The 18,934-nt window shown below is 64.5% G+C and carries 12 protein-coding genes and 7 pseudogenes; 12 read left to right on the forward strand and 7 right to left on the reverse strand.

Annotated elements, in window-relative coordinates; genetic code table 11:
* The first annotated feature begins 16 nt into the window (after positions 1-16).
* Positions 17-1,021 carry an amidohydrolase family protein gene (locus OMK73_RS16805; protein ID WP_267603018.1) on the forward strand — a complete coding sequence of 335 codons (1,005 nt, stop codon included), beginning with the start codon at positions 17-19 and terminating at the stop codon, positions 1,019-1,021.
* A 68-nt stretch (positions 1,022-1,089) separates the two neighbouring features.
* Positions 1,090-1,650: pseudogene (locus OMK73_RS16810) on the forward strand (Rieske 2Fe-2S domain-containing protein); the annotation flags it as partial.
* On the opposite strand, the gene OMK73_RS16815 reads toward OMK73_RS16810, so the two are convergent.
* A complete protein-coding gene (locus OMK73_RS16815) occupies positions 1,567-1,755 on the reverse strand; it encodes a hypothetical protein (RefSeq protein ID WP_267603019.1) in 189 nt (62 codons plus the stop codon). The pseudogene OMK73_RS16810 and the gene OMK73_RS16815 sit on opposite strands and share 84 nt — an antisense overlap.
* Between OMK73_RS16815 and OMK73_RS16820 the strand changes: the two genes are divergently transcribed.
* The 7 genes and pseudogenes from OMK73_RS16820 (at position 1,754) to OMK73_RS16850 (ending at position 9,246) form a co-directional block, all read left to right on the forward strand.
* The gene (locus OMK73_RS16820) at positions 1,754-2,263 is read left to right on the forward strand and encodes a hypothetical protein (protein ID WP_267603020.1); all 510 of its coding nucleotides are present in this window, start codon (positions 1,754-1,756) and stop codon (positions 2,261-2,263) included. The genes OMK73_RS16815 and OMK73_RS16820 overlap by 2 nt on opposite strands.
* Positions 2,264-2,300: 37 nt before the next feature.
* Positions 2,301-3,284: a tripartite tricarboxylate transporter substrate-binding protein gene (locus tag OMK73_RS16825; protein ID WP_267603021.1), complete on the forward strand. Its 984-nt coding sequence runs from the start codon at positions 2,301-2,303 to the stop codon at positions 3,282-3,284.
* A gap of 87 nt (positions 3,285-3,371) precedes the next feature.
* Positions 3,372-4,592 carry an aromatic ring-hydroxylating dioxygenase subunit alpha gene (locus tag OMK73_RS16830; RefSeq protein WP_267606408.1) on the forward strand — a complete coding sequence of 407 codons (1,221 nt, stop codon included), beginning with the start codon at positions 3,372-3,374 and terminating at the stop codon, positions 4,590-4,592.
* 50 nt (positions 4,593-4,642) lie between these two features.
* Positions 4,643-5,611, forward strand: coding sequence for a PDR/VanB family oxidoreductase (locus tag OMK73_RS16835; protein WP_267603022.1), 969 nt, complete (start codon positions 4,643-4,645; stop codon positions 5,609-5,611).
* A gap of 51 nt (positions 5,612-5,662) precedes the next feature.
* Positions 5,663-6,460 carry a crotonase/enoyl-CoA hydratase family protein gene (locus OMK73_RS16840; RefSeq protein WP_267603023.1) on the forward strand — a complete coding sequence of 266 codons (798 nt, stop codon included), beginning with the start codon at positions 5,663-5,665 and terminating at the stop codon, positions 6,458-6,460.
* 2 nt (positions 6,461-6,462) lie between these two features.
* Complete coding sequence (locus tag OMK73_RS16845; RefSeq protein ID WP_267603024.1) at positions 6,463-7,836, forward strand: 3-hydroxyacyl-CoA dehydrogenase; 1,374 nt, start codon at positions 6,463-6,465, stop codon at positions 7,834-7,836.
* Positions 7,837-8,177: 341 nt separating this feature from the next.
* A pseudogene (locus tag OMK73_RS16850) lies at positions 8,178-9,246 on the forward strand (porin).
* Positions 9,247-9,317: 71 nt separating this feature from the next.
* Here the strand turns inward: OMK73_RS16850 and OMK73_RS16855 are convergent.
* A complete protein-coding gene (locus OMK73_RS16855; RefSeq protein WP_324291746.1) occupies positions 9,318-10,097 on the reverse strand; it encodes a GntR family transcriptional regulator in 780 nt (259 codons plus the stop codon).
* Positions 10,098-10,316: 219 nt separating this feature from the next.
* On the opposite strand from OMK73_RS16855, the pseudogene OMK73_RS16860 reads away from it, so the two are divergent.
* Positions 10,317-10,634: pseudogene (locus OMK73_RS16860) on the forward strand (tyrosine-type recombinase/integrase); the annotation flags it as partial.
* Positions 10,635-10,774: 140 nt separating this feature from the next.
* Positions 10,775-11,425 carry a dienelactone hydrolase family protein gene (locus OMK73_RS16865; protein WP_267606409.1) on the forward strand — a complete coding sequence of 217 codons (651 nt, stop codon included), beginning with the start codon at positions 10,775-10,777 and terminating at the stop codon, positions 11,423-11,425.
* A 360-nt stretch (positions 11,426-11,785) separates the two neighbouring features.
* Here OMK73_RS16865 and OMK73_RS16875 read toward each other — a convergent pair.
* From OMK73_RS16875 to OMK73_RS16885, 3 genes and pseudogenes are all read right to left on the reverse strand, one after another.
* Positions 11,786-11,968, reverse strand: a pseudogene (locus tag OMK73_RS16875) (ISKra4 family transposase); the annotation flags it as partial.
* A 182-nt stretch (positions 11,969-12,150) separates the two neighbouring features.
* Positions 12,151-12,507 carry an organic hydroperoxide resistance protein gene (locus OMK73_RS16880; protein WP_267606410.1) on the reverse strand — a complete coding sequence of 119 codons (357 nt, stop codon included), beginning with the start codon at positions 12,505-12,507 and terminating at the stop codon, positions 12,151-12,153.
* Positions 12,508-12,524: 17 nt separating this feature from the next.
* The gene (locus tag OMK73_RS16885) at positions 12,525-12,902 is read right to left on the reverse strand and encodes a hypothetical protein (RefSeq protein ID WP_267603027.1); all 378 of its coding nucleotides are present in this window, start codon (positions 12,900-12,902) and stop codon (positions 12,525-12,527) included.
* Between the two features lie 461 nt (positions 12,903-13,363).
* On the opposite strand from OMK73_RS16885, the pseudogene OMK73_RS16890 reads away from it, so the two are divergent.
* Positions 13,364-13,498: pseudogene (locus OMK73_RS16890) on the forward strand (hypothetical protein); the annotation flags it as partial.
* A 258-nt stretch (positions 13,499-13,756) separates the two neighbouring features.
* Here OMK73_RS16890 and OMK73_RS16895 read toward each other — a convergent pair.
* Together OMK73_RS16895 and OMK73_RS16900 are read right to left on the reverse strand one after the other, a co-directional pair.
* Positions 13,757-17,378 (reverse strand): annotated as a pseudogene (locus OMK73_RS16895) (hydantoinase B/oxoprolinase family protein); the annotation flags it as partial.
* Positions 17,379-17,541: 163 nt separating this feature from the next.
* Positions 17,542-18,878: pseudogene (locus OMK73_RS16900) on the reverse strand (MFS transporter).
* Between the last annotated feature and the right edge of the window lie 56 nt (positions 18,879-18,934).

Genomic DNA, 18,934 nt, shown 5'->3' on the forward strand with positions numbered 1-18,934 from the left:
CCAAAGGCTGAACCTCATGATCATCGATTCCCACGCGCATATCGTCATGCCTCCCGAAAGCTTCCGCTACATGGCGGAGCTGGTAGGAGGCCGTGCCAACCCGTCAACCACGCCGAAGGTGCCGGATGCTTCCGTGCGCAAGGTGGCCGAAGAACTGGTTCAGAGCATGGACAACGTCGGCACCGACGTGCAGTTCATTTCGCCGCGTCCCTACTTGCAGATGCACTCGGTCAAGCCCGGCCGCGTGACCGAATTGTGGTCGCGCCATTGCAACGACCTGATCGCACGCTTCGTGGCGCTGTTCCCGGACCGTTTCCGCGGTGTCGCGGGATTGCCCCAATACATGAACGAATCGCCGGCGCTGCGCGCAGTGCCCGAGCTGGAACGCTGCGTCAAGGAACTCGGCTTTGTCGGCTGCCTGATCAACCCCGACCCGACCGAAGGCGAAGGCCCGACGCCTCCCGGCCTGGGCGATCCGTTCTGGTATCCGCTATACGATGCCATGACCAAACTCGACGTACCGGGCCTGATCCACTCGGCCGGCAGCTGCAGCGCGCGCGAGTCCTATACCCTGAAGTTCATCAACGAAGAGAGCATTGCCATCGTCTCGCTGCTGGGCTCCAAGGTCTTCGACACATACCCGGGCCTGAAGATCGTCGTGGCACATGGCGGCGGCGCGATTCCCTACCAGATGGGACGTTTTCGCTCATGGTCGGTCCGCAAGGGCGATACGGTGAGCTTCGACGAACAGATCAAGCGCTTGTACTTCGACACCTGCAACTATTCCAAGGAAGCCATTGAGCTGCTGCTCAAGGTAGCCGGCACCGACAACGTGCTGTTCGGCACGGAAAAGCCGGGCACCGGCAGCGCGCGCGATCCGGTCTCCGGACGCGATTATGACGACATGAAGCCGGTGATCGAGAGCATCGACTGGCTCAGCGAGCAAGAGCGCAGGAACATCTTCGAGTGCAATTGCACCCGCGTCTACTCGCGCGCCTTCCGCAAAGACGAGGAGTGCTGAACATGGCCATGACCCGCCAAGACAATGAATTGCTTACCCGCGTGGAGAACGGCGCGCCGATGGGCGAGATGATCCGCCAGCATTACTGGATCCCGGCCGTACCCTCGGCCAAGCTGGAAGCGGACGGTGCGCCGGTGCGCGTGCGGCTGCTGGGCACCAACTACGTGGCGTTTCGCGCCACCGACGGCCATGTCGGCGTGCTCGACGAGCAATGCCCGCACCGCAAGGCTTCCCTGCTGATGGGCCGCAACGAAGACAACGGCCTGCGTTGCCTCTTCCACGGCTGGAAGATCAATGCCAGCGGCGAGGTCATCGATGCGCCGAACCACGTGGGCGATCAGGCGCAGTTCTGCAAGCACGTGCGCGTCAACCGCTATAGCGTGGAAGAACGCGGCGGCATTGTCTGGGTGTGGCTTGGCAAAGGCGAGCAGCCGCCCAAGTTCCCCGACTTGCCGTTCACCCGCCTGCCGCACGACCAGCGTTCGGTCACCAGCCAGGAAGTGCCGACCAACTGGGTGCAGGGCGTGGAAGCCTCGATGGACTCTTCACACGTCGGCGTGCTGCATGAATCCACCACGCAGATTACCGCCGGCGCGGGCAACGAGCGCCTGCACATGACCCAGGCGCTGGCGCCGCGGCTGGAATTCGAAGACATGCCGTATGGCTACCGCTACGCCGCCGTGCGCGCCCTGCCCGACGACAAGATCTACGCGCGCGTCAACAAGCTTCGTCATGCCGTGGTACGGCATCATCTGCGCGCCCGATGCCAAGGGCCCCGGCACGGTGTTCTTCTCCACGCCGGTGGACGATGTCACGCACCGCGCCTGGTTCGTGCATTTCAACCCGCACCGGCCGCTGGGCATGACGGTGATGTCGGCCACTCCCGATGTGTGGGATTTCCCACCGCTGCCACCGGGCGGTCCGGAAAACAACTGGGGCCAGAACCGCGACCTGATGAAGCGCGGCCATGCCACCGGGTTCCCGCAACACCTGGGCACCGAGGACTTCGCCATGTTTATCGGCCAGGGGCCCATCGTGGACCGCACCACCGAACAGCTCTGCTCGGCCGACGGCGCGGTGCTGCGTGTGCGGCAGGCTCTGCTCAAGTCCGTGCGCGAGTTCACGGCGGGCAAGACGCCGACGCTGGCCGACAACCCAGATCTCGACTACGCCAAGGCGGCGTCCGTAGGTGGCGTGCTGCCGGCAGGCAGCGACTGGCGCACGCTGACGCAAACGCCCTGAGCCATCCGCACCGTCACAAGAAAATACGGAGACAAGCATGACAAGCTACCGCCGACGCCGGCTCCTGCTGGCGGCGTGCGCGGGCCTCGCCGCGCCTGCCGCAGCGTACGCCGGCATGCAGGGAAAGCCCGTGATCCGCATCCTGCTAGGGCTGCCGCCCGGCGGCGGCACCGACGCGATCGCCCGTTACTTCGCCGACTGGCTGCCGCAGATCCTGGAGCAGCCGGTCATCATTGAAAGCCATGTCGGCGTTGGCGGCCGTCTCGCCGCGGACGTGCTGATGGCGGCGAAGCCGGACGGCCTCGCCTACATGATCGCCCCCAACGCCACGCCGACCTTCCAGACGCTGGTCTTCGGGCCGCAGCTCAGGTGGAACCTCTGGCGCGACTTTGCTCCGGTGGCCGGCCTGGTCTCTTACCCATTGGGGATGGCAGTACGGATGGATACGGGCGTCAGCAATGCGCGCGAATTCGTGGATTGGGTCAGGAAGCATCCCGACAGCGCCGTCTTCGGCACGCCGGGCCTGGGTGGCATGAACCACTTTCTCGGGATGCAGTTCGCCAGGGCGGCTGGCATCGCGCTGTCGGTGGCGCCCTACAAGGGCACGCCGCCCCTGATCAACGACCTGGTGGGAGGCCACGTACCCGCGGCCGTGACGTTGCTGGACGACATGCTGAAGTACCACCGCACCGGCAAGGTGCGGATGATCGGCATTTTCAGCGCGAAGCGCTCGCCTCTGGCTCCGGATATCCCGACCATGGCCGAGCAAGGCATCAACGTGACCTCCGGCGACGGCTGGACCGCAATGTGGGCGCCAGCCGGAACCCCGGGGGCCGAGCTCGAACGGATGCAGCAGGCGTTGCGCAAGATTCTGTCCATGCCGCAAACCAATGAGTTCCTGATGAAGCGCCTGGCGGTAGTGCCGGACTTTATCGATGCCCAGGATATGGCCCGCCGGCAGCGCGCGGAGCTCGCGGCCTGGGAACCCATCATCAAGGCGTCCGGCTTCAAGCCGGAGTAGCCGATCGCCCGCGGGAACACGCCAATGCTTAGTGAGGACAAGAATTGTCAGCTGACCCAAGTGGGGCCGGACGCGCCAATGGGAGAAGTGTTGAGGCGACACTGGCACCCGATCGCCGGCATCGACGAACTGGACCGCAACCCCATCAAGCGGGTGCGCCTGATGGGCGAGGACCTGGTGCTCTACAAGGACCTGAGCGGTACCTACGGCCTGGTTGACCGGCATTGCGCACACCGCCGCGCCGACCTGGCCTACGGCTATGTCGAGCAATGCGGGCTGCGCTGCAACTACCACGGCTGGCAATACGACCAGCAGGGCCGCTGCGTAGACCAGCCCTTCGAGCAAATGGCCGATCCGCATGGCAGGCTGAAGGCGCGCGTGCGCCTCAAGGCCTACCAGGTCCAGGCCAAGGCCGGCATGCTATGGGCCTATATGGGTCCGCAGCCGGCGCCACTGCTGCCGGACTGGGAGCCGTTCAGCTGGCGCAACGGCTTCGTCCAGGTGGTCTTTGCCGAGGTGCCCTGCAACTGGCTGCAAGCACAAGAGAACTCAATCGATCCGGTGCACTTCGAGTGGATGCATGCCAACTGGGGCCGCCGGCTGCGCGGCGATTCCGCAAGCTACGCGCCACGGCACCTGCGGCTCGATTTCGAGGAATTCGAGCACGGCTTCCTCTACAAACGCATCAGCGAAGGCACGGACGAGCACCATCCGCTATGGACCATCGGCCGCGTCTGCCTGTGGCCCAATGGGTTCTTTCTTGGCGACCACTTCGAATGGCGTGTTCCCGTCGACGACGAGAACACGCTGAGCGTGACCTGGTCCTTCATCCGCGTGCCACGCGAGGCCGAGCCCTACGAGCAAGCCGTGATCCCTTCGTGGACCAGTCCGATCCGCGACGCGCGCACCGGCCGATGGATCTCAAGCCATGTCATTAACCAGGACATCATCGCCTGGGTCGGCCAGGGCCGTGTCACCGACCGCAGCCAGGAGAACCTCGGCGCCAGCGACCGCGGCATCGCCATGATCCGCCGCCGCCTGTTCGACGATATCGACGCCGTGGCGCAGGGCCGGGATCCCAAGGGGCTGATCCGCGATCCGCAGGCCAACCATCGCGTGATGCTGCCCTGCGACTCGCGCGCCTTCTTCCTGGAGGGCCTGGCGCTGGAGCAGTACGCCAACCATCCGAAGTGGAACAAGCTGTTGTTCCACTTCATTTTCCACGCCGGCCAGCCGGACGAGGTCAAGCGCGCCTACGAGGCAGCCACGGGCGTGAAGCTCAAGGACATTGACGTGGTCGAGATCTAGCCAAAGCCATCCGCCACGAACCCACGCAGGCCCAACCCCGGGAGACACCCATGAGCATTACCGAGACACTGCAAGTCAGGGTCAAATCCATTACCTGGGAAGCGGAAGGCATCCTCAGCTACGAACTCTGGCCGGTAGCCCCGCACAAGGAACTCCCGCCGTTCGAAGCCGGGGCGCACATCGACGTGCATCTGCCCAACGGCTTGATCCGCAACTATTCCCTGTTCAACTCGCCGCAAGAACGGCATCGCTACCTGATCGGCGTCAACAAGGACCCGCAGAGTCGCGGCGGCTCGCGCTATCTGCACGAAGTGCTGCGCCCGGGCGACACCCTGACCGTCAGTGCGCCGCGCAATAACTTCCCGCTCGAGGAAGCGGCCGCGTCGAGCGTCTTCATTGCCGGCGGCATCGGCATCACGCCGGTCCTCGGCATGATCCGCCGCCTGCAGACGCTGGGCCGGCCGTGGCAACTCTTCTACGCGGCACGCACACGCAAGAATGCCGCCTTCGTCGAGACCCTGCAGGCACTGCGGGACGATTCCGGGGCCACGCTCCAGCTCAGCTTCGACCGCGAGCCCGGCGCCAGCATGCTCGACATCGCCGCCATCACCGCCGCGCTGCCGGCCGGCGCCCATGTCTACTGCTGCGGCCCGCTGCCCATGCTGGACGCCTTCGAGCAAGCCACCGCCGGCCTGCCGCCCGAGCGAGTGCACAGGGAATATTTCGCTGCGCGCGAGAGCGCCGCCACCGCAGGCGGCTTCACCGTCGAACTGGCGCGCAGCGGCCGCAGCATCGAGATAGCCAGCGGACAGACCATTCTCGACTGTCTGCTCAGTGCCGGCATCGAGCCGCCGTACTCGTGCCAGGAGGGCATTTGCGGCACCTGCGAGGTACGCGTGCTCGCAGGGTTGCCGGACCACCGCGACCTGGTGCTCAGCGAGGCGGAAAAGGCGTCGAATCAACGCATGATGATCTGCTGTTCAGGCGCGAAGGGCAGCAAGCTGGTGCTGGATCTCTAGTCCTGCAGAACCTACGAAACCCCGATTTCCCTACTCAATGGAGTGACAGATATGAGCGCCGAACTCGTTACCTACGAACTCGAAGGCCCGGTCGCACTGATCGGCCTGAACCGTCCCGACAAGCGCAACGCCATCAATGAAGAGGTGATTTGTGCCCTGCGCGATGCCGTGGTACGCGCCGGCGAAGAAGCCGACGTCGGCGTGCTGTTCGGACATGGCAGCAACTTCTGCGCAGGCCTGGACCTGAAGGAAGCCCTGGCACGCGCGGCTGGCGAGGCTGTGCGCCCGCGCAAACGCCGGCGCCATTCATGGCATGAGGTGTTCGACATCATTGCCCGCGGCCCCATCCCGTTCGTTGCTGCGCTGCATGGCGCCGTGGTGGGCGGCGGCCTCGAACTGGCCACGGCGGCGCATATCCGCGTGGCGGACGAATCGGCGTTCTTCGGACTGCCCGAAGGCCAGCGCGGCATCTTCGTCGGCGGAGGCGGCACGGTCCGCGTACAACGGGTGGTCGGCTACACCGTCATGGCCGACATGATGCTGACTGGCCGCCTGCTAACGGCAGCCGAAGGCGAGCGCGAGCATATCGTGCGCTACGTTGTGCCGGCGGGCAAGGCGCTGGATAAGGCGCGTGAGCTGGCAGCGAAGATCGCGCAGAACACGCCCGACACCAACTGGCGCATCACCAACGTATTGCCGCGCATCAACGACCTGTCGCACGACGACGGCCTGTTCATGGAGTACCTGAACTCCAACATGGCGCGCTCCCCGGAGACCGCCGAGCGTCTGCGCGAATTCGTCGAAGGGCGGGCCAAGCCGCTCGTCGCCCCCGGAACCCAACTGGACTGAATATGACCATGACCGCTACGTCTCCTGACAACGACGCCCGCACAGAGCCCGATACACAGGCCCAGCGCGATGCCGCGGCAGCCCATATCCGCTTCGCCGAGGCCGAGGCGGCGAGGATTCCCGATATCCGCGCTGACCTGCCGCTTCGCCCGATCGGCAGCGTGGCCGTGATCGGCGCCGGAACCATGGGCGGCGGCATCGCCATGGCGCTCGCCAACATCGGCATTCCGGTGACCCTGATCGATAGCGGCCAGGAAGCCCTGGATGGCGGCCTGCGCCGGGTGCGCGACAACTACACCGGCAGCGTTTCGCGCGGTCGGCTGGAACGGTCTGAAATGGACCGGCGCATCGCCCTGATCAGCGGCGCGATCGACATGGCACAAGCAAGGCACGCGGACCTCGTGATCGAAGCCGTCTTCGAGGACCTGGCGCTCAAACAGCAGATATTCCGCCAACTTGACACCATCGCCAAACCGGGGGCTATCCTCGCCACCAACACCTCGGGGCTGGATGTCGACGCGATTGCCGCGGTCACGCAAAGGCATCAGGACGTCGTAGGCGCCCATTTCTTCAGTCCGGCGCATGTCATGCGCCTGCTGGAAGTCGTGCGCGCGCAGCGAACCGCCCCGGACGTCATCGCCACGCTGATGGAACTCGGCCGGCGCATGGGCAAGATCTCCGTGCTCGCGCGCATCTATCCCGGCTTTATCGGCAATGCGCTGTTCCGCAACTACACGCGCGAAGCGCACTTCCTGCTCGAAGAAGGCGCATTACCCCACGAGGTCGACCAGGCCTTGACACGCTTCGGCTATGCCATGGGCATCTTCGCTGTTCACGACATGGCCGGCAACGATGTTGGCTACCAAACACGCAAGGCCCAGATGGCGACGCGGCCCAATGATCGGCGCTGGAACGACCTGATCATGCAGCTGACGGAGATGGGACGGCTCGGGCAAAAGAGTGGAGCCGGCTGGTACCGCTACGAGCCGGGCAGCCGCACGCCGCTGCGCGATCCGGTGGTCGAAGACTTCATCGTTCGCGAGTCGGCCCGGCTGGGGATCGCGCGCCAGCCGATTTCCGAGGAGGAGATCATCAAACGCTGCCTTTACGGCATGATCAATGAAGGCGCGAGACTCCTCGAGCAAGGCATCGCGCTGCGCCCAAGCGATATCGACATCGTCTACGTCACAGGCTATGGATTCCCGGCTCACCACGGCGGGCCAATGTACTACGCCGACCGCATCGGGCTGGCCAAGGTCTACGCGGACATCAAGCGCTTCCACGAACAGCATGGCTTCTGGTGGCAGCCTGCTCCCCTGCTCGAGCGCCTGGCACGAGAGAACGGGCGTTTTGCCGATCTACAAATGCGCACCTGAGAACAAGACGGCATGGCCGGCGCCATAGGCGCGCGGCGGGCAGGCCGTGGACTCGGCACGCTTGGCTTGCTCCACCGCTTGATGAGGCGCAAATCCGACCCGGGCTTGCGTCCGGGTCGCACGCCAATGCGTGCGCACATTGCGTGCCCGGCTGCTGCGCCCCACCGCATTTCCCTGGCCTCGCCCGTGCGCAAATCGATAATTTCGTATTCACTGAACAACATTAACGTATACCACTAAGAGCCATACGAATACCAATATGCGATTATGGAATCCGGAAGCACGAACTCGCCAATACGGAAACCAGAGCGCAACCTGGATCAATACGGAGGAGAAGGTTCATGAAGAAAAGTATCGTCGGCGTTGGATGCGCCATCGCAAGCATGGCGGCATTTGCCCAGTCATCGGTCACCCTGTATGGGGTCGTTGATGCCAATATCGAGTACACCAATCACAACCTGGGCAGCGGTGCCAACGGCCATTCGAAAGTAGCGCTGAATTCGGGGGCTGTCCCCGAGCCGCTGGGGCTTGCGTGGCGCCGAAGATCTCGGCGGCGGAAACAAAGCGATCTTTGCCCTGGAAAGTGGCTTCAACATCGACACAGGCACATCCGGGCAGGGCGGCCTGCTGTTCGGACGCCAGGCATGGGTGGGGCTTGCGTCCGGCAGCCATCAACTGACGCTCGGGCGGCAATACACGTCGCTCTTCCTGATCATGGCGAACTACTCGCCCACCGCATATGCCACGCTGTACGAGCCAGTGACGCAAATTGCCGGTGGGTCGCTTCGAGAAAACAATATGGTGAAGTACCATGGCAGTTTCGGCCCGCTGACGACCGAAGCGCACTGGAGCTTCGGTGAGCAACCCGGTTCGATGCAAGGCTCGGCCGGCTATGGCGCGGGCGTTGATTATTCGTTCGGATCAGGCGGCATCGCCATCGCTTACGACAATGTGAATGGCCCTGCGACCGGCGGCAACTACACGCGGGCCCAGAAGGCAGCGGTCGGCGTGCGTTACCAGATCACACCGAGTTTGCTCGCCCAGGCCGCCTACCGCTATGGAAAGAACGACGCGCCGGCTGCCGGGACGGTCGCGCGTGACGATATCTTCTGGCTCGGCCTGAACTACCAGGCAACGCAGGCACTGGTATTGACTGGCGTCGTGTACTACGACAACCTGCGCTCCCTGCGCACGGCAACCGGCAGCACTAACCCCAGCAACCCGTGGCAGCTCACGTTCATCGCGGACTATTCCCTGTCCAAGCGCACCGACGTTTACCTGAGCACCGCATACACGAAGAACGCTGCGCTGAACTTCGAGAACTTCAACGGTGCCATTGCTGCGTACCAGCTTGCCGCCAATGAGCACAATCAGATCGGGGTTGCCATCGGCATGCGGCATAAGTTCTAAGCGCAGCTCCGGCGGCCGGCCGGAGCGAGTTTTGGGCCGATGCCCGCCCCCACCCCTGGGGGCATGCGAAATCAGCTAGCAGTGGCGCGGCTCAGGCCGCGTCTGGCCCTGGGCTTGGCGTCGCCTTCCTCGGAGGTACCGCCACCCCTCGGCCGCTTGGTGCCGGATGTTGCCGCGGAGGGCGAACCACCCTGCCCCACCTCGTTTTCGAGGTAACTCGCCGGCAGCGTCGAGAGAAACTCGGAAAATCCGGTGGTCCCCACCGGCGCATGCTGGAGCATGGCGTCATGCGCCGCGATCTCGTCGCCATGGAGAATCGCATCAGCCAGTTTCTGATGGTCTTGCAATGCTTTCTGCCGTTGCGCCGGCGTCAGGAAAATCTTTGGCCGATAGCGCTGCATCAGACGCCGGATGCCGTGAATCTGCTGGGCAAGGTATTCGTTGTGGCTGCCGGAATAGATCAGGTCATGGAACGCAGCATTGGCCTCGGCAAATCGTTTCCCATTGTTATCGTTGGACGCCTCGACGCACTGCGCCATGCTCGCCTCAAGCAACAACCGCTGCTCGTCGTCCATCCGCCGCGCCGCAAGTTTGGCCGCGACGGCCTCGAGTTCGCCAAGCAACTCGAGCGTTTCACGCAGTTGCGTGACCGACAGCCGTGACACGAAGACGCCGACACGGGGAGCGATGCGCACGAGATTCTGTACCGCAAGCTGCTGCAAGGCCTCGCGCACCGGCGTACGGGATACACCAAAGCGCTCAGCCAGCGTGCGTTCGTCCAGCAGCGTCCCCGGCGGTAGCTTACCACTCTCGATCTCTGCCTCGATGGCAGCCTTGATCTCGGCGGCCATACTCTGTTTTGGTTGTAGTGTCATAGGGAATATTGGTAAGCGAAGACTACAGGGAATCTCATACTGCACGAACCAGGCAACGCATTCTGCACGGCTCATGCGTTCAAAAGGCCAAATCCCCATCTAAGTATACCAAATGATAACATTGGCATTCCAACGGTTGATCTAGGGGTGCTGCATAGTACTTCGCGCGCCTCTGTCTTCACCGGTGGTACCGCTCTGCCGATCGCCGACAAGGAGCGGCCCTTGTCGCGGCGCCCTGCGCCTGGTGTTCAAGGAAGTGTTCGCGATGGCGGCCGACCGTCTGCTTGCACGCGGCCCCGATTGGGAAGGCTAACTGACGTGCTGGCCAGCGCGTCAGCGCACTGGTTGCGTCACACCGCCGGCAGCCACATGACGGATCAGCAGCTCAACCTGCGCTTTGGGCGGGACAATTTCGGGCACGCCTCCATCTCGACCACCAGCGCCTACCTGCATACGGAGGACGACGTCCGCCATCAGGCTACCGGGAACGCCCACCGGATTGGATGGCCGTGAGAGCGTTGGCGGCTGGCGCACCGATGCCGATACGAGACGGCAACTCGCCACGCTGCTCCGTCCGCCCTACTATAGTGATCAGGGAAGGAAGCGGCTGTAAGGCTGCACGCGTCAAAGCGCATCTGATGAGGGATCGCGCCATGTGGACTGACTCAGCGGCACGGGAAGTTGTGATCCCGGCCGGGAACGTGTACCTGCAGGGCATACTCACACTGCCGCCGGGTGCCGGCTCCTTGGTATTGTTTGCGCATGGTAGCGGCAGTTCCCGACATAGCCCGCGGAACAAGTACGTGGCCGCCGAACTCAATCGGAGCGGCATGGGAACGCTGCTGATGGACCTCCTATTGCCGCAGGAGGACAGCATCCCGGCCACCCGTTTCGACGTTGATCTCCTGGCTGAGCGGCTAGTGCAGGCGACAAAGTGGGTGGCACAGCAGCAGGCGATACCGCTGCCGTTGGGCTACTTTGGGGCGAGCATCGGCGCCGCCGCGGCAATCCGTGCCGCGAGCACGTCGCCAACCCGAATCCGCGCTATCGTGTCACGAGGTGGCAGAGTCGATCTGGCGGGTCGTGACGCTCTCGCAAAGTTGCTTGCGCCTACCTTGTTGATCATTGGAGGGCTCGATTCAAGCGTGATCGAACGAAATGAGGCGGCATTTGCCTTGCTTATATGCCAAAAGGAACTTGACATTGTGCCTGGTGCCACCCACTTGTTCGAAGAGCCCGGCGCACTGGAAACGGTCGCTCGGCTGGCGACCCAATGGTTTGAGCGCCATCTTGCCAAGGCATAGCGCAACCAGCCATGCCGGCGCGGCGTACTCGGAATGCCTAGCGAAGCCCTGCCCCGGCATGAGGCAATCCTGGTCTGTGCGTACTCCTGCCATTATTCGCGCCTAGCCGCGAGGCGTGCCCGAAGTCGATCTGCACGAAGCGCTTGTCGACCTGCTGGGCCGTCATGTGCGAGCCGGTGGTATGACGCAGCCAGCGTGAAGGAGGGCGTGCAAAAGTTGGGGAGGCCTATTTCGTCAGGCGCCCTGGTTTGCGGCGAGGATGTCACGGTTAATTCTGTTCGTTGGCCGGTGCCGGTTTGGCGATGCTGGCCCGATGGATTTGCTGTGACGCGAGGCGGCGATCTCGAGCGCCGAGATGCGGTCGGGTGAGAGTTCCCCATTCAAAACCGCGACCCTGACCTGCACCATGCAGTGCGCCCCTTCGTCCGTCCAGCGCATCTGTCGCTTCTTGGCCATGCGATGGCTGACGACCTGGTTCACCGCGGACTCCGCGATGCTACTGCTGATCGGCAGGCCCTTTCGATGCGGAGCGCCGTAGTTGACCAACGCATGCGCGTTGTTCCTCAGGTACCAGGAGACTTTATCCAGGTTCCACTCCACGCGGTGGGGGCGTTCGCAGTATTGGCGGTACTCAACACTTGCGGTCCTCGGGATGGGCGTTTCAGGGGGTAGAGAGGTTGCCTGCCCGAACAGCTCGGACAGGCTAGCTTCGCGAAAGCGCCGGCTTAGACCAGGTTGATCACGACGTCGATATTGCCCCGTGTGGCTTTGGAGTATGGACAGGTCTGGTGCGCGGCGTCCACCAGCGCCTGGGCGACTTCGCGCTCCAGACCCGGCACGCGGACATTGAGACGAGCTTGAAGCAGGAAAACGCCTCCAGCTGTGCCCAGGTCCACTTCTGCGTCAACGGCCAAGTCAGGCGGGAGAGCGACCTTGATCTTGCCAGCAGCGATCCCCATCGCACCAATGAAGCAGGCCGACCAGCCGGCGGCGAACAGCTGTTCCGGATTGGTGCCGTTGCCCGGCGAACCAGGAGACGAAAGCTGAATGTCCAGGCACATACGATCAAACCGAGCGGTCATCACCGCTGCGGGACGCGCTATCCGACCAAGCGGGGATCTGCGGCATGTTCGCCTTCGGTATAGCCATCGCGATTGCTGATGCGGGCGAGCGTGGCCGCGGCAACTGCACTTCGGGCAGGCGGCGCCCAGACGCCGATGCGATCCAGGCTTGCAGCGAATCGGGCGGAGCCATCCACATTGCGGGCGCCATCCGTGTAGACGTCTCGCTTGTCAATACGCGCGCCGTCAGTGAACGGGTCACGCTCTCCGATGCGCGCAGCGGCGGCGCCAGGGCCATAGCCATGACCGGAAGCCAGGTCGGCCGCGGACACGGCCTGTACCCCGCCCGCGGCGGCCGCAAGGGCAACGATCGAGACAAAGCGCTTTGTAAAGGTTGCGACGTTGATGATTCTCATGATGAGTTCCAAAGTTACGTGTAGAACCGTTGCGCCGGTGTCCGGCGCGGCCAATGTTGCAACGCCGGCGGGATCCTCTGCTCTTTGCTGCCGCCGCCGCGCTACTGGATGCATTTAAGGCGACCGATGTATCTGGTCCGTAGCGACTTGGCGGTAGCGCTGTGAGCACACGTATCGCACTGGGCAAGCGATACAAACGAATACAAAATCGATCGTCGCGGTTAATCGATCGTCGCGGTTGCGAGAAGGAAGGGTTATGGGAACAAGGGCAGGCCGCACCCCGAAGGGCCGCAGGATGCCGCGCTCGGGGTCTTTGCAAAGGGAGCCCGGCATGCCTGCCGGAAAGCAAGGTGTGCCTGAACCGGCGCACCGCAGGCGCCCCGCTTTGTATCGCAACGTATCGGACTGTGGCCTTGACACCGTTCCTTACCGGCCCCGCCCGTCGCCGATACATCGCGGACGCGGATGGCAACGGCACCGTCACGCAGACCAAGCTCTACCAGCTCGTTCGCCAGTCGGGTGCGGTCGGCGAGCACACCCTCGACATCCGTTTCCTGGACCCGGGCGTCCAGGCCTTCGTCTTCACTTTCGGCTAACGCGAAGGGCCCGGAAGGATGTTTCCGGGCCCTCATTCAGCCGCCTGCCGGCAAGGCAAGCGTTTCAACAACCATCCCCAGCCACCGTATCAGGCCGCCGCACATACCGCGTCCAGCACGCGCTCCAGCTGCCTCGCCACGTTGTCTGCCGATGCGTAGCCCGCCGCCACCTGATACAGCTTGTTGCCATCGCGAGGCACCAGCGTCGGAAGGCTGCTCACGAGCGGGGCAACAGCGGTTGCGGTGCTTTCGCCTATTCGCGGCCGTACCCTCCCCTCCGGGCGTCTCGATCACGAAGACGTCGCCCGGCTGCATCTCGGCCCTGCCGATGTGCGGTAACGCATCCCGGGTGCCGTTCGCGCGCTCAATGTAGTTGTTGCCGAGTGCACCGGCGCCACCGCCCGCCACGCCGAAAGGCGCGTGCACGCGGTTGTTCGACAAGATCGAGGCGATCATTGGCGTCAGGAAGCGCACGCGTCGGATCGCGCCGTTGCCGCCCCGCCAGCGCCCGGCGCCGCCCGAGCCGTGGCGGATCACGTGGCTGTCGAGCCTGACCGGATAGCGCCACTCGAGAATCTCCGGATCCGTCAGGCGCGAGTTGGTCATATGCGTCTGGACCGTATCGGTACCATGGTAGCCGTCGCCTGCGCCGCTGCCGCCGGAGATGGTCTCGTAGTACTGGTAGCGGGCGTTGCCGAACGTGAAGTTGTTCATCGTTCCCTGGCTCGACGCCACAACCCCCAGCGCACCATAGAGCGCGTTCGTGATCGCGGACGACGTTTCCACGTTGCCCGATACCACCGCCGCTGGAAAGACAGGGTTTAGCATCGACCCCTCCGGGACGATCACGCGCAACGGCTTGAGGCAGCCGGCATTGAGCGGGATGTCGTCCTTCACCAGCGTGCGGAACACATACAGCACCGCCGCCATGCAGACCGCCTTCGGCGCGTTGAAATTGTTCGGCAACTGCGCCGACGTTCCGGTGAAGTCGATCGTCGCGCCTTGCTTGTCGGGGTCGACACGAATCGCCACTTCGATCACGGCGCCATTGTCGAGCGGATAGCGGTAGCGGCTGTCCTTCAAGGCGCCGACGACGCGGCGCACCGCGGCTTGCGCGTTGTCCTGCACGTGGCCCATATAGGCCAGCACCACATCGCGGCCGAACGCGCCCACCATGCGACGCAGCTCGTCCACGCCCTTCTGGTTCGCCGCCACCTGGGCGCGCAGGTCAGCCATGTTCTGGTCGATGTTGCGCGCGGGATAGCGCCCCGAGGCCAGCAACGCGCGCGTGTCGGCATCGCGCAGCGTGCCGCCCGCGATCAACTGCCAGTTGTCGATCAGCACGCCCTCCTCCTCGACGTGACGCGAGTCGGGGGGCATGGAGCCCGGCGTGGTGCCGCCGATGTCCGCATGGTGGCCGCGCGAGCCCACATAGAACAGAGGCTCCGCACCGCGCTCATGGAAGACCGGTGTAATGACGGTCACGTCCGGCAGATGGGTACCGCCATGGTACGGATCGTTGAGCATGAAGACATCGCCGTCACGCATCTTGCCGCGATTACGTTCGATCACGGTCCGAATACTCTCGCCCATCGAGCCGAGATGTACCGGCATGTGCGGGGCATTGGCAATGAGATTGCCGTCGCGGTCAAAGATCGCGCAGGAGAAATCGAGCCGCTCCTTGATGTTCACGGAGTACGCCGTGTTCTGCAAACGCAGGCCCATCTGCTCCGCGATCGACATGAACAGGTTGTTGAAGATCTCGAGGCGCACCGGATCGACGGCTGTATCGGGCGCACGCCGCGCGGCACGCGCAAGCACCCGCGTGAGCACCAGGTTGCCCTGCGTAGTCATCTCGCCGCGCCATCCCGGCTCGATCACCGTGGTTCCGCTCTTTTCCGCCACGATCGCGGGACCGTCGAGCGTATCCCCGGCGAGTAGCGCTTCACGCTGGAACAGGCCGGTGTCGAGCCAGGCGCCGCTGGCGTACATGCGCACGGTTGCCACGCGCTGCGGCGCCCCGATTCGCGCCGGACGAGCGGTGCGATGTCCACCGGCGCGTCCGAGCGCCCGATGGCCTCGACGGATGCCACTTCGGCAATCAGCTGCGCGCCGTCAATCAGGAAGGAGTAACGCTGGCGATAAGCTGCCTCGAACGCCGCACGCATATCCGCCACGGAGCCGAACGGCACTGCGATGGCCGAGTCGGTGCCGTCGTAGCGCAGATGCACGCGCCGGATCGTATCGATGCGCTCAGCCGCCACGCCCTGCGCGAGGAGGCTGCGTTGCGCGTTGGCGGACAGCGCGTCGAGCGCGGCCTCGAGTTCGGGCAATGCCGCGTCGCTCAGTATCGATTCGACCGCGCGCTCGCGCATCGCCGTCTGTTCCGCGAGGCCCATGCCATACGCCGACAAGACACCTGCCAGCGGATGCGCCAGCACCTGCGTCATGCCCAGCGCATCGGCCACGCCGCATGCATGCTGGCCGCCCGCGCCGCCGAACGTCGTCAGTACATAGTTCGAGACATCGTGGCCGCGCTGTACCGAGATCTTCTTGATCGCATTGGCCATGCTGCCGATCGCGATCTCCAGGAAGCCCTCGGCCAGGGCTTCGGGGGTCTGGCGCTTGCCGGTCGCCGCGGCGATCTCGTCGGCCAGCGCGGTGAACTTGCGCACCACGGCGTCGCGGTCGAGCGCCTCGTTCGCCTGCGGTCCGAACATCTTCGGGAAGTATTCGGGCTGGATCTTGCCTAGCATCACGTTGCAATCCGTGACCGCAAGCGGACCGCCGCGGCGATATGCCGCCGGCCCCGGATTGGCGCCGGCCGATTCCGGCCCCACGCGCAGGCGCGTGCCATCGAACCCCAGCACGGAGCCGCCGCCCGCTGCCACCGTGTGGATGCTCATCATGGGCGCGCGCATGCGCACCCTGCCACCTGGGTCTCGAACACGCGTTCGAACTCGCCGTGATAGTGCGAGACATCGGTGGAGGTGCCGCCCATGTCAAAGCCGATCACGCGCGGGAAGCCGGCTTGCGTGGACGCCCTCACCATGCCGACGATGCCGCCGGCGGGCCCGGACAGGATGGCATCCTTGCCCTGGAAGTTGTCGGCGCGCGTCAGGCCGCCGCTGCTCTGCATGAACTGCAGGTTGACGCCGGGCATCTCGCCGGCCACCTGCTCGACATAGCGGCGCAGGATCGGCGACAGGTACGCGTCCACGACGGTCGTGTCGCCGCGGGAGACCAGCTTCATCAACGGCGACACCTCGTGCGAGACGGACACTTGCGCAAAGCCGATCTCGCGGGCCAGCGCGGCCACGGCCTTCTCGTGCGCCTGGTGACGATAGCCGTGCATGAGCACGATGGCCAGCGCGCGCGTGCCCTTGCCGTACACGGCCTCGAGCGCACGGCGGGCGCTCTGCAGGTCGAGTTCGCTCACCACCTCGCCGTGCGCGCCGATGCGCTCGTCTATCTCCACCACTTCGTCGTACAGAGACTCGGGCAGCACGATATCGAGATCGAACAGTCGCGGCCGGTTCTGGTAGGCAATGCGCAGCGCATCGCGGAAGCCGCGCGTGGTCACCAGCGTGGTGGGCTCGCCCTTGCGCTCCAGCAACGCGTTGGTCGCCACGGTAGTGCCCATCTTGACCATTTCCACCTGCGCCGAGGTGATCGGCTCTCCGGCGGCCAGGCCCAGCAAGTGACGAATGCCCGCGACGGCGGCATCGCGGTACTGCTCAGGATTTTCCGACAGCAGCTTGTGGGTCGTGAGGGTGCCGTCAGGCCGGCGCGCGACGATGTCCGTGAAAGTGCCTCCCCGGTCGATCCAGAATTGCCAGCGGGAATCCATCTGCGGTGCGGGAGTATTCAGTTGAGTCATGATGCGAAATGCCAGAATTGCCAGGTGTGGAGCGCAGCGCTAGCGCGCGCTGCGCCGACGAATCCGCCCGCGAGCCGCGCGCAAGGCACGGCTCGCCGGACAAGGGGTAAGGAGGATACGGGTCGAGGTGGCGGCCGGCGCCCTGGCGCCGGCTGCCGGGGACTTACATGCCGGCGGCTTCGAGCTCGCGGCCACGGGTTTCCGGCAGCGTCAGCGCGGCAATGATCAGCACGCCATAGGCCGCCGCGGCGAAGATGCCGATGCTAGCGCCGAGACCATATTGCTTGGACAGCGCGCCGATCAGGAAGGGAAAGAGTGCACCGACAGCCCGGCCGAAGTTGTAGCAAAAGCCCTGGCCTGAGCCACGCACCCGCGTCGGGAACAGCTCGGTCAGGAACGCGCCCATGCCACTGAAAATCCCCGAAGCGAAGAAGCCGAGCGGAAAGCCGAGCCAGAACATGGCACTGTTGCTCAACGGCAGCATCGTGTAGCCAAAGGCAACCGTCATCGAGCCCACCGCGAAGAGAATGAAGTTCGGCTTGCGGCCAAGCCTGTCGGTCAGATAGGAACTGACGAGGTAGCCGATCCACGAGCCGAAGATGATCATGGCCAGGTAGCCCCCGTCCCCATCACAGTCAGGTGACGTTCGGTCTTCAGGTACGTCGGCAGCCAGGTAGTGATCGCATAGTATCCGCCTTGTGCGCCAGTCGCCAGCAGCGCCGCGCGCACCGTCGTCGACAGCAGCTTCGGGCTGAAGATCTCCGTGAAACGGGGACGATCGCTCGCCTTGCCTTGCGCCGCCTTCTCCTTTTCGTAGACGTCAGGCTCCTTCACATAGCGGCGGATGACTACCACCAGCAGCGCCGGGAGCAGGCCGATGAGAAACAGCGCGCGCCACGCCAGTTCAGCGGGCATGACCGAGAACAGCACGGAATACAGGATGGCCGTCAACCCCCAGCCAATCGCCCAGCCCGACTGCACGAGGCCGACAGCCTTGCCGCGATCCTTGGCGCGGATCACCTCCCCGATCAGCACGGCACCGGCGGTCCATTCACCGCCGAAGCCGAAGCCCATCAGCGCACGCGCAGCCAGGAGCTGCTCGTAATTTTGCGCCAGTCCGCACAAGCCGGTGAAGACCGCGAACCACACCACCGTCAATTGCAGCGTCCGCACCCGGCCGATGCGGTCCGACAAGATGCCGGCAACCCAGCCGCCCAGTGCCGAAGCCAGCAATGTGAGCGTGCCGATGAAGCCGGCGTCGGCCAGGCTGATACCCCAGGTAGCGATCAGCGTCGGAATGACGAACGAGAGCATCTGCGTATCCATGCCGTCGAGCATGTAGCCGACCTTGCAACTCCAGAAGGCGCGTTTCTCGCGCGGCGACGCATCGCCATACCAGGAGAACAGGCTGCCGCCGGCGTCGACGGGCGCGGCTGGTGCCAGGGAGGAAACCGTTGCGGGATTGGCGGCAGCCGCCGCCGCGGGGGTGTTGTTGTCCATGAAACGCTCCTAGGCGCGTAGGGTGAACGGTATTTCGCGCGAGTACCGGGGCCGGC

The sequence above is a fragment of the Cupriavidus sp. D39 genome (genome assembly GCF_026627925.1).
GTDB lineage: Bacteria > Pseudomonadota > Gammaproteobacteria > Burkholderiales > Burkholderiaceae > Cupriavidus > Cupriavidus ulmosensis.

Coding starts and splice junctions, on each gene's coding strand:
- OMK73_RS16885 (WP_267603027.1), bottom strand. CDS start 12,902: ATGAGAATCATCAACGTCGCAACCTTTACAAAGCGCTTTGTCTCGATC.
- OMK73_RS16845 (WP_267603024.1), top strand. CDS start 6,463: ATGACCATGACCGCTACGTCTCCTGACAACGACGCCCGCACAGAGCCC.
- OMK73_RS16855 (WP_324291746.1), bottom strand. CDS start 10,097: ATGGCCGCCGAGATCAAGGCTGCCATCGAGGCAGAGATCGAGAGTGGT.
- OMK73_RS16880 (WP_267606410.1), bottom strand. CDS start 12,507: ATGACCGCTCGGTTTGATCGTATGTGCCTGGACATTCAGCTTTCGTCT.
- OMK73_RS16840 (WP_267603023.1), top strand. CDS start 5,663: ATGAGCGCCGAACTCGTTACCTACGAACTCGAAGGCCCGGTCGCACTG.
- OMK73_RS16815 (WP_267603019.1), bottom strand. CDS start 1,755: ATGACGAAGCTTGTTGACGCGCGCGTAGATCTTGTCGTCGGGCAGGGC.
- OMK73_RS16820 (WP_267603020.1), top strand. CDS start 1,754: ATGCCGTGGTACGGCATCATCTGCGCGCCCGATGCCAAGGGCCCCGGC.
- OMK73_RS16825 (WP_267603021.1), top strand. CDS start 2,301: ATGACAAGCTACCGCCGACGCCGGCTCCTGCTGGCGGCGTGCGCGGGC.
- OMK73_RS16805 (WP_267603018.1), top strand. CDS start 17: ATGATCATCGATTCCCACGCGCATATCGTCATGCCTCCCGAAAGCTTC.
- OMK73_RS16865 (WP_267606409.1), top strand. CDS start 10,775: ATGTGGACTGACTCAGCGGCACGGGAAGTTGTGATCCCGGCCGGGAAC.
- OMK73_RS16835 (WP_267603022.1), top strand. CDS start 4,643: ATGAGCATTACCGAGACACTGCAAGTCAGGGTCAAATCCATTACCTGG.